The 9260-nt window shown below is 40.6% G+C and carries 9 protein-coding genes and 1 rRNA gene; 9 read left to right on the top strand and 1 reads right to left on the bottom strand.

The window, feature by feature from the left end:
- Positions 1–273 precede the first annotated feature (273 nt).
- The 5 genes from VB077_RS11530 to VB077_RS11510 all read left to right on the top strand — a co-directional run bounded on the left by VB077_RS11530 (position 274) and on the right by VB077_RS11510 (position 4514).
- The gene (locus VB077_RS11530; RefSeq protein ID WP_323415391.1) at positions 274–702 is read left to right on the top strand and encodes a hypothetical protein; all 429 of its coding nucleotides are present in this window, start codon (positions 274–276) and stop codon (positions 700–702) included.
- Positions 703–786: 84 nt separating this feature from the next.
- The gene (locus tag VB077_RS11525; protein ID WP_323415390.1) at positions 787–1209 is read left to right on the top strand and encodes a universal stress protein; all 423 of its coding nucleotides are present in this window, start codon (positions 787–789) and stop codon (positions 1207–1209) included.
- Between the two features lie 125 nt (positions 1210–1334).
- Complete coding sequence (locus VB077_RS11520) at positions 1335–1712, top strand: (deoxy)nucleoside triphosphate pyrophosphohydrolase (protein ID WP_323415389.1); 378 nt, start codon at positions 1335–1337, stop codon at positions 1710–1712.
- Between the two features lie 131 nt (positions 1713–1843).
- Positions 1844–3055, top strand: a complete 1212-nt coding sequence (sstT, locus tag VB077_RS11515; protein ID WP_323415388.1) for a serine/threonine transporter SstT — start codon at positions 1844–1846, stop codon at positions 3053–3055.
- A gap of 556 nt (positions 3056–3611) precedes the next feature.
- Entirely contained in the window at positions 3612–4514 is a 903-nt protein-coding gene (locus VB077_RS11510; RefSeq protein ID WP_323415387.1) for a DMT family transporter, read from the top strand.
- Here the strand turns inward: VB077_RS11510 and VB077_RS11505 are convergent.
- Positions 4511–5146: an alpha/beta hydrolase gene (locus tag VB077_RS11505; protein ID WP_323415386.1), complete on the bottom strand. Its 636-nt coding sequence runs from the start codon at positions 5144–5146 to the stop codon at positions 4511–4513. The two genes, VB077_RS11510 and VB077_RS11505, sit on opposite strands and share 4 nt — an antisense overlap.
- A gap of 132 nt (positions 5147–5278) precedes the next feature.
- Here VB077_RS11505 and amrA point away from each other — a divergent pair, with 132 nt between their 5' ends.
- The 4 genes from amrA to VB077_RS11485 all read left to right on the top strand — a co-directional run.
- Positions 5279–6541, top strand: coding sequence for an AmmeMemoRadiSam system protein A (gene amrA / locus VB077_RS11500; protein ID WP_323415392.1), 1263 nt, complete (start codon positions 5279–5281; stop codon positions 6539–6541).
- 41 nt (positions 6542–6582) lie between these two features.
- Complete coding sequence (amrS, locus tag VB077_RS11495) at positions 6583–7473, top strand: AmmeMemoRadiSam system radical SAM enzyme (RefSeq protein WP_323415385.1); 891 nt, start codon at positions 6583–6585, stop codon at positions 7471–7473.
- 180 nt (positions 7474–7653) lie between these two features.
- The gene (locus VB077_RS11490; protein ID WP_323415384.1) at positions 7654–8940 is read left to right on the top strand and encodes a methyl-accepting chemotaxis protein; all 1287 of its coding nucleotides are present in this window, start codon (positions 7654–7656) and stop codon (positions 8938–8940) included.
- Positions 8941–9191: 251 nt separating this feature from the next.
- Positions 9192–9260, top strand: a 16S ribosomal RNA gene (locus tag VB077_RS11485); the annotation flags it as partial.

The following is a 9260-nucleotide window of genomic DNA, read 5'->3' as shown; positions in this document are numbered from 1 at the left end:
CAATAAAAATTTTCTGAGGGAATTTCCAATTTGGTGTTTCCAAAAATGAAAACCCCCTACCGAAAAGTAGGAGGAATTCAATATTGATGGTTCAAGCAAAGTCTTGAACCATCTACCTCGGCGAATGCCGAGAGGCTATTTTAATTATAGGGAGGAATGTTGTAGTTTCTTGGAGAAGTAGGACAAGTAAACTTGTTAAAAAGTTGTAAAACCAAACAATTTTCTTTTCTTTGGCTTAGTTTTCTAATCTATAGCTTAAGGGGGAGAACGATTATGACGGACTTGACGATTTTTAACGAAGCTCGGAAAGAACTCTTAGCTTTTTTAATCGAATCCCCAGAGTTTACAAGAGACTTAATCGTATTATTCGCAAAATATATGGATCAGGATTTCTTAAATGAAGGTTATAGCAAAATCATGAGTTCCCTAATGAGAACGTTGACCAATCCGGAAAGTAAGAGGATTTTTCTGAGACGCGATCAATATGTGGGTATTCTCTTGGATACGTATGCCCTTCAACTCGATCATGAAACGTCTTATGAGACCTTTGTTGATATTATTAAAAAATACGTTGGCCATCCTTATGAAAAAATTGCTTATTGCCAATTGATTAGACTCATGTTTGGGGAAGAACCACAGTCTGTAAAATCGGATTCCCTGGGTTTTCTTAAATACGTGAACAGCCGCAATAATCTCCTATAATAGTTGATCCGATTAGGATCTGATTAAGACATCATGTATATTTACACGATAAAACTGGAAAGATGCAAAAACGGGGGGTAAAATATGGCAAAAGTCTTAGTCCCGATTGATGGGTCCGCTGGGTCAGACAAAGCGGTTCGCTTTGCACTTAATCTAGGAGAAAAGACGAATTCCGAAATTATTTTAATCAATGTTCAACCCAGCTATGATACACCCAATGTAAAACGGTTTTTCAGCCGCGAGCAAATCCGTACGATGCAAGAGGAATCAAGCAAACAGGTCCTAGATCATACGCTGGAAATCACCAAGGGTTCTACTTTACCCGTTAGCACAATCTTTAGAACTGGAATACCAGGTGAAGAGATCTGTGCTGTTGCAAGGGAAAGCGAAGTAGATTTAATTGTCATGGGGTATAGGGGACTCGGCGCTATTAAGCGCGTTCTTCTGGGAAGTGTGGCTACCAATGTGCTCCATGAAACACCCTGTCCGGTAACAATCGTTCCCTAAAAATCTAATGAATAAAGATAATCCTCTGCTAAAATTAAATTGGCAGAGGATCTTTTCAATATATGATAAGAATTTAATCGAAAATAAATAGCAAGTACAAACAAAAACAGCGTAAAGGAGATCAAATGATAGAAGTCAGCGCAGCAATTATTCAAAATGGCAACTTCATTCTTATTGCTCAAAGGAGCAGAAATAAATCTCAAGGCTTAATGTGGGAATTTCCCGGTGGAAAACTTGAAGCGGGTGAAACAGCTGAAGCGAGCCTCGTACGGGAAATCAAGGAAGAACTCAATATCCATATCGAGGTTGGTGAACGGTTCGGCGAAAACATCTATGAATATCCCTCAGGCAAGATCAAGCTAATTGCTTTCCGGGCGAAATGGAAAGCCGGTGAGCTAAAATTACTCGAACATGAAAACGTAAAATGGGTTACAGTCGAGGAGTTAAATACGTTTCAATTTGCACCTGCCGATCGTCCTTTCGTTGAAAAGTTAACTAATTAATTTACATATTTCGATTGTCGTGGTAAACTAGACAATGGTCCGCAGGCAGTAGACAACGTCAAAAAAGGATTCAAAATCCAAGGGAGACGTTCGCTCTTATATTACATTATTTAATTTAAGGGGGAAAAACATTGGGAAATCTAATCAAAAAATGGAATCAGATGAGTTTGGTCAAACGAATTCTCGTCGGTTTGATCATTGGGATTATTCTGGCCCTTACGATTCCAGAGACTGCTAAGCCGATTGTCATTTTAGGTTCGCTTTTTGTCGGGGCTTTAAAAGCCGTTGCGCCGGTACTGGTCTTCTTTTTGGTTATGTCCGCAATTTCTCAACATGAGAGCGGTAAACAGACTAACATGAAATCTATTATCGTCCTTTATGCAATTGGAACATTTCTTGCTGCCCTCGTTGGGGTCATTGCAAGCTTTATGTTCCCGGTCGGTTTAACACTTACTGCAGGAGCTGAGAATCTCACGCCGCCAGGGGGGATTACAGAAGTTCTAAAATCTTTACTGATGAATGTGGTAGATAATCCGGTAAAGGCACTTTTAAATGCCAACTATATTGGTATCTTGACCTGGGCCATACTCCTTGGTATTGCTTTAAAAGGTGCTTCTGATTCGACGAAAACGATGATATCAAATTTCTCAGATGCAGTATCTAAAGTCGTAAGATGGGTCATAAACCTGGCTCCTTTAGGAATTATGGGGCTTGTGTTTGATTCAATTGCAACGAGTGGTCTTAGCACTTTGCTCGGCTATGCACGCTTGCTAACGCTTTTGGTAGGATGCATGCTATTTGTCGCACTAGTCATCAATCCACTCATCGTATTCCTGAATATTCGCCGAAACCCTTTTCCGCTTGTTTTTAAATGCTTAAAGGACAGCGGCCTTACTGCCTTCTTTACACGCAGTTCCGCTGCAAATATCCCTGTCAATATGCGCCTTTGCGAAGACCTTGGTTTAGATAAGAATACGTATTCCGTATCCATTCCTTTAGGAGCTACAGTAAACATGGCCGGTGCAGCGGTTACAATTTCTGTTATGAGTCTGGCTGCAGTTTATACCCTTGGAATCAATGTGGATATTCCCACGGCTCTTATCTTAAGTGTGCTTTCGGCTATAGCTGCGGCCGGTGCATCAGGAGTCGCTGGTGGTTCACTCTTGCTGATTCCCTTAGCCTGCAGCTTATTCGGCATTCCTAATGACATTGCAATGCAAGTCGTTGGCGTAGGCTTTATTGTCGGCGTTTTACAAGACTCTTGCGAAACAGCGCTTAACTCTTCTACTGACGTTCTCTTCACAGCTACAGCTGAATTTGCACAACGACGTAAGGCAGGATGATATTTCGTTATTAATTAAAGCGAAGCTCCCATTCATTAGATGTATTAATGAATGGGAGCTTTTAATATATTTGTTACCTCGCGCAGTCTGCGTTTGATATCTGCGCGTAAAGGCAAGAATATCGAGGTAGCGCCGTATAAAGCAGGATTGGCAGAGTTGTTAAGCGATGCACCTGGTTTATCCTCTCAATGGCCGATGGCATGAAATTAGCTAAGAGAGTATACTTAGGTTAATGAGCGATAGGAGGTAGTTGTTATGGGCGATAAAAGTCCGAAGAACAAAGAAAAGTTAAAAAGGAAGGCTGATAAAAAGTCTAAGGCAATTTCTCCGACATCTTCTCAGCTAGAAGAAACAACAAGCAAAACAAAATAATTATATTGAGCTGAATGGTAATAGATTCAGTTAAAAAAATCCAGCAGAAGCTGGATTTTTTTAATTTGACGTAAATTCTAATTATTTCGCTATGCGAATCGATTACATGATATAATCTAATTCAATAGGCATACTTCCAGATAAACCCTAATTGACCATACGAGAATGAAGGGAAGAAGATGAGTTGGCATTAAATTCATATATTAATTTTTCCAAATCAAAGAATCAAAGACCGAGGGCTATCCTGCTTTTGATTATTACCGCAATCTTATGGAGCCTCGGCGGCATGCTGATTAAATCGGTGAATATACATCCCTTGGCGATTGCAGGTGTCAGAAGCATCATTGCGTCCGGTGTATTTTTAGTTCTTCTTGGCAAACCTAAAATAAATGGATCTACGGCCCAGATCGGTGCTGCAATCTCGTATGCGGGTACAGTCATTCTTTTTGTTCTAGCCACAAAAGCAACGACAGCTGCGAATGCAATATTTCTTCAATACACGGCACCCATCTATGTTGCTCTGTTAAGCAGCTGGTTATTAAAAGAAAAAATCAGAGTCTTAGACTGGGTTACGGTATTTTTAGTTTTTGGAGGCATGGCGCTATTTTTTCTAGATAATCTAAGCCCCACCGGTATATTAGGGAATATCTTTGGTTTAGCAAGTGGAATCTGTTTTGCCTTTGAGGCGATTTTCTTACGCATGCAAAAAGACGGTTCCCCTTGGGAATCGGTCTTTCTGGGGAACCTTCTTACTGCGGTTATTGGATTGCCTTTTCTGACCCAAGCCTGGCCTAATACTTTTGATTGGGTAGAATTGCTCATTTTAGGGGTCGTTCAGCTCGGTATATCATACGTTCTCTATTCAATCGCCATCAAACATACAACAGCTATTGAAGCTATCCTCATTCCCGTCATCGAACCCATTCTCAATCCTGTTTGGGTCTTGCTCTTCGTAGGTGAAAAACCGGGATTCTGGGCTATAGTCGGCGGAATTACCGTTTTAGCGGCGATTACAATCAGGGGGGTTCTTGTTGAGATGCCTATTTCATCCCGGAAAAAAATAATAAGCCAAAATGAAAAGTGTTAATTTTGAATCACGGTCTTTTTAATGCTTTTCGTGCCCTGTGTTAAGTGAGGCAGAAGTATTTTCGTAAATGTTTGGCTATCTTCAAAATAACAAGTATGTCCCAGGTCTTCAAACGTATAAAGCGTGCTGCTCGGTAACTTTTCGTGCAAGGTAAGAGCATAGCGGTAAGGAGCAATCTCATCTTTCTTTCCCCAAACAATCAAGGTTTGGGTCATAATATCCTGTAATCTCTGCTCATACTGATCGACACCAACGCTGTCTATCAGGGTGAGGGTTTCAAGCCTACTTCCATAGCCAAGTGCAAATTGAATCGATATTTCACCGCTAAATGACGGTCCGATAAGGTGAAAAGAATCGATGTTCAGTTGATGCATAAAACCGGCTAGGAAATCCGCTAACATGATATTCGATTTCAAGGGTTCGGAATTACCGTAACCCGGCAAGTTGAGTGCAATAACCTTAAATCCCGCCCGATCAAGTGCATCTAGTAGCCCTATATTTTCCCAATCATCAGCAGTAAACTTTTTCCCATGGAGTAATACAACCCATGACCTTTCATTTTTTTCTCCTATCGTTAAATAGTGGATTTTACTTCCTTGATATAGTTCGCATTTATCGATCATAGAACTCATGAATATCCCTCTTTCAAGAATAATTTACTTTTTGTATAAATTATATTCTACGACAATTATGCCTGCTCTGCTAGTTCGTGAGGTAATTTATCTTTTACCGGCTCGAAATATTCGAAAGAGAGATGAACGATGATGTCATTAATCTATTCAGCTTTTGTTCCACATCCACCCATTATTGTGCCGGAAATTGGGCGGGGAGAAGAAGCTCAATGTTCCGCTACGCTGAGGTCTTATCGAGAGATTGCCCGCAAAATCGTAGAAATGCGAATTGAAACGGTGCTGCTCGTATCCCCTCATGCAACTCTGCTGCGCAAGGGAATTACTCTACTCAAGGGGGATATGCTTAATGGAGATTTTTCCTCCTTTGGCGTTCCTCAGATTATGCTTTCTTTTCCTGCACATCATCAGCTTACCGAGGTCTTGGCTGCAGAACTTCCTGAAACTATTCTTCACGCCGGCAAAATTGATCATGGAGCACTTGTGCCGCTTTACTTTTTAAACGAAGCGGGTTGGCAGGGGAAGATCGTGCTGATGAGCATGCCGTTGGAACATCCTGAAGTCTATGGAAAGAAAATTACTCACATTCTCAAAACTTTTTTGGAACCTATCGCTCTCATCGCGAGCGGTGACTTATCGCATCGTTTAAAGAAAGACGGTCCCTATGGTCTCCACCCCTCAGGCCCCCAATTTGATCAGCTCCTTGTCAACTCTCTCACCAGAGATCCATCCCAAATTCAGCATATTCCCCTTAACCAGGCTGAAGAAGCAGGGGAATGCGGCTGGCGCAGTCTCCGTCTTGCTTTGGCAGTTCAAGAAGGTATGCCAAAGGTTCTTTCCTATGAAGGCCCTTTTGGCGTGGGGTATCTTGTTGCTGAACTCTACCATGCTTCATCGTTGCCCCGTTGGGCTCGACTCTGCTTAGAATCGTATTTGCAGCATGGAAATACCCGAGGACTTAATCCGCCGTCCGACCCGGATTTTCAACTTCGTCGTGCCTGTTTCGTTACGCTCAAAAAGGATGGTGAATTGCGCGGGTGTATTGGTACTACAGAGCCTTGGCAAGATAATCTCGCTAAGGAAATTGAACATAATGCGATTTCGGCAGGAACGCAGGATCCAAGATTTTGGCCGGTTGAAAGCGATGAGCTCTCTTCCTTAACATTTTCTGTTGATGTTCTAGGGGAAATGGAAAAAATTCAAAGCCTTGATGAATTAGATCCTTGGCGTTATGGGGTCGTTGTGAGGAGACGGGGGAGAACGGGTCTGCTTCTTCCTCATTTAGAAGGAATCAATACTGCACAGGAACAAGTCAATATTGCCAAACAAAAAGCGGGCCTCGCTTTTGATGAACCCGTTGAAATCTGGCGTTTTGAAGTTGTGCGCTATTTTGAATAAACATTTTTATAGAACATAACGCTGTGATAAGTGAGTTAGAGATGAAAGGAGGACTTCAGACGAAAGAAGCTATCCTTTATCAAAAATTAGATTCCGGCAAAATAAAATGTTCCGTCTGTAATCAGAATTGTACGATCTCCGAGGGTAAACGCGGTATTTGCGGTGTTCGAGAAAATCAAGAAGGTAAACTTTGCGCCTTAAATTATGGTATGACCATTGCCGAACATATTGATCCGATAGAAAAGAAACCACTTTATCATTTTTTACCCGGAACAAAGACCTATTCATTAGCTTCTGTCGGGTGTAATTTTCGCTGCGCTTGGTGCCAAAACTGGGAAATTGCCCAAAGTCCTAAACCTAATAAACCGATCGAGGGTATTCCAATTACACCAAAAGAACATGTCCGACAAGCGCTCAATTTTGGTTGTCCTTCGATTTCCTATACGTATTCTGAACCAACGATATTTATAGAATATGCTCTGGAGATTATGAAATTAGCCCGGGAAAACGGACTCAAAAATATCTGGGTAACAAATGGCTATATGTCAAAAGAAGCGCTTGAGCTCATTATTCCTTACTTAGATGCGGCGAACGTTGATTTTAAAGGACCCGATGATGAGATCTATGAAGAATATTGCGCAGGTAAAGCGAGAGTTGTTATGGATAATTTAAAACTCCTATACGAAGCTGGTGTGCACCTCGAAATTACCACCTTGGTTATACCTGATGTCAATGATCAACCCAACCAGCTTGAAAAAATCGCTCGGTTTATCGCAACTCAGCTTAGTCCCGACGTACCCTGGCATGTCAGCCGTTTTTTCCCGGCTTGGAAGATGATAAGTACGCCAATAACCCCTTTGAAAACTTTAAATATAGCAAAAGGGATAGGCCAAAAAGCGGGTTTAAAATATATCTATATTGGTAATGTTTAATTAGCAGCTGTAACAAGTTATTGGCTATTATAGAAATATTTTTTTGACCCGTTTTAATTGGGATGATATTCCATTATAATAAAACTATGATAGTAACATAAAAATACTTAATAGAACTATCCTCCTAATCGTGAAATCCGGTACATGTTTTAAGCGAAACTAAAATTTGGGGAGGGCAAAATGTATTCATTAAAGAGATTTACAAGTAATTTTTCCACAATGTCCATCATGTTTAGCACAATGCTCATAGCGGGAGCACTTGTAGGTTTAATTTTCCCACCTTTCGCGCAGCTATTTGTCACAATCACACCCGGTAAAAAACTGTTATTTACGGTGAGCTGTGTTTTAGCCGGATTTCTTCTCGGAATAGGGAATTATTTTATTGCACGGGCAATTCTCTATAATCCGCTGAAATTTATCACCGAGAAAGTCAAAGTGATATCCTCAGGAGATTTAACGGTTCGTATTGGATTAAAGGGGACAGATCTGATCGGACAACTTGCCCAAACTATTGAACATCTATCCGAAAGTTTCCGAAATACATCTGGAAATACCCTGATAGCAGCTCAGAAAGTAATTAAGGTCAGTAATCACGTAACAACATGGTCTCAATCATATATTGAAAAGTCAAACCAATCGATCAATGTATCTAATCAACAAGTTCAAAATACCTCTGATCAAATTGAAGCTTTTCAGAATGTTAGCGGGATAATCCAAAAAATGCTTGAAGAAGTAAATGAAATAACGGTACTTCTTGAAGCTGCTACCCAAACAGCCCACGAATCTATGTCGACATCGTCAGAGGGAACCGTTTTGGTAAAAAATTTAAATCAAGGAATCCAAGACATTAAAATCGATCTTAATCATACCAAGAGTAGAGTTAATCAGTTTCAACAAAATTCTAATCAAATTAATTCTATCGTTGCTTTGATTCAAGGAATTGCTGATCAAACAAATTTGCTGGCACTTAATGCTTCGATTGAAGCAGCCCGAGCCGGTGATTCGGGCAGAGGTTTCTCAGTTGTTGCAGACGAAGTAAGAAAGCTTGCTGTTGCCTCCTCCAATGCAGCAAAACAGATTTCTTCTCTACTTCAGACAATGAATGAGGATATTGGTTCCCTTGTTCTTTCCACGGATACTACATTTAGTGCCTTAATTCAAGAAGAAACCTCAATGGAAGTAGCCCAAAACGTATTTGGTAATATCGCACAGAAAGCTGATCAACTGAAAAATAGTATTCAGTCAGCAGAAAAAATGCTGAATAGTGCGAATCAGGAGGCTTCAGAGGTTAAAAATGCCTTAAGTCAAATGAATACGTTAAGCAACAGTTCATGGGATTTTGCCTTGAAAACCGGAACTTTATTTAAGGAGCAAGCAAAGGGTATGCAAATACTTGCAGATCAGTCCGAGTCCTTACAACAAACTCTTAAAGAAATGACAGCCGGACTAGACAATTTGAAAATTTAATATTTAAGCTTCAATTATAAAGTAGGATAGTTAATTTTGATAGTTGACTTTACTAAATCTATCTGCTAGAATATAAAAACATCGCAAGAAATTGCGGCCTTGGTCTTTGAAAACTAAACAACAAGGAACAGCCAATGACTCGTCAATGAGTTAAAGACAATTTGAGCAATCAGCACTCTGTAAGGATGTTCAAATGCTAATGCCATCCGTGGCGCATTTGAACTTAGGAACATCCATGTTCCGTCATAAAATTTATGGAGAGTTTGATCCTGGCTCAGGACGAACGCTGGCGGCGTGCCTAACACATGCAAGTCGAACGG

Origin of the sequence: Desulfitobacterium sp. (assembly GCF_034927245.1) — a bacterium.
In the GTDB taxonomy this organism is placed as follows: Bacteria; Bacillota; Desulfitobacteriia; order Desulfitobacteriales; family Desulfitobacteriaceae; genus Desulfitobacterium_A.
The sequence above is the reverse complement of the archived record's forward strand: the minus strand, read 5'-3'. Positions and strand labels throughout refer to the sequence as shown.

Coding starts and splice junctions, on each gene's coding strand:
- VB077_RS11530 (WP_323415391.1), top strand. CDS start 274: ATGACGGACTTGACGATTTTTAACGAAGCTCGGAAAGAACTCTTAGCT.
- VB077_RS11525 (WP_323415390.1), top strand. CDS start 787: ATGGCAAAAGTCTTAGTCCCGATTGATGGGTCCGCTGGGTCAGACAAA.
- VB077_RS11520 (WP_323415389.1), top strand. CDS start 1,335: ATGATAGAAGTCAGCGCAGCAATTATTCAAAATGGCAACTTCATTCTT.
- VB077_RS11505 (WP_323415386.1), bottom strand. CDS start 5,146: ATGAGTTCTATGATCGATAAATGCGAACTATATCAAGGAAGTAAAATC.
- amrA (WP_323415392.1), top strand. CDS start 5,279: ATGTCATTAATCTATTCAGCTTTTGTTCCACATCCACCCATTATTGTG.
- amrS (WP_323415385.1), top strand. CDS start 6,583: ATGAAAGGAGGACTTCAGACGAAAGAAGCTATCCTTTATCAAAAATTA.
- VB077_RS11490 (WP_323415384.1), top strand. CDS start 7,654: ATGTATTCATTAAAGAGATTTACAAGTAATTTTTCCACAATGTCCATC.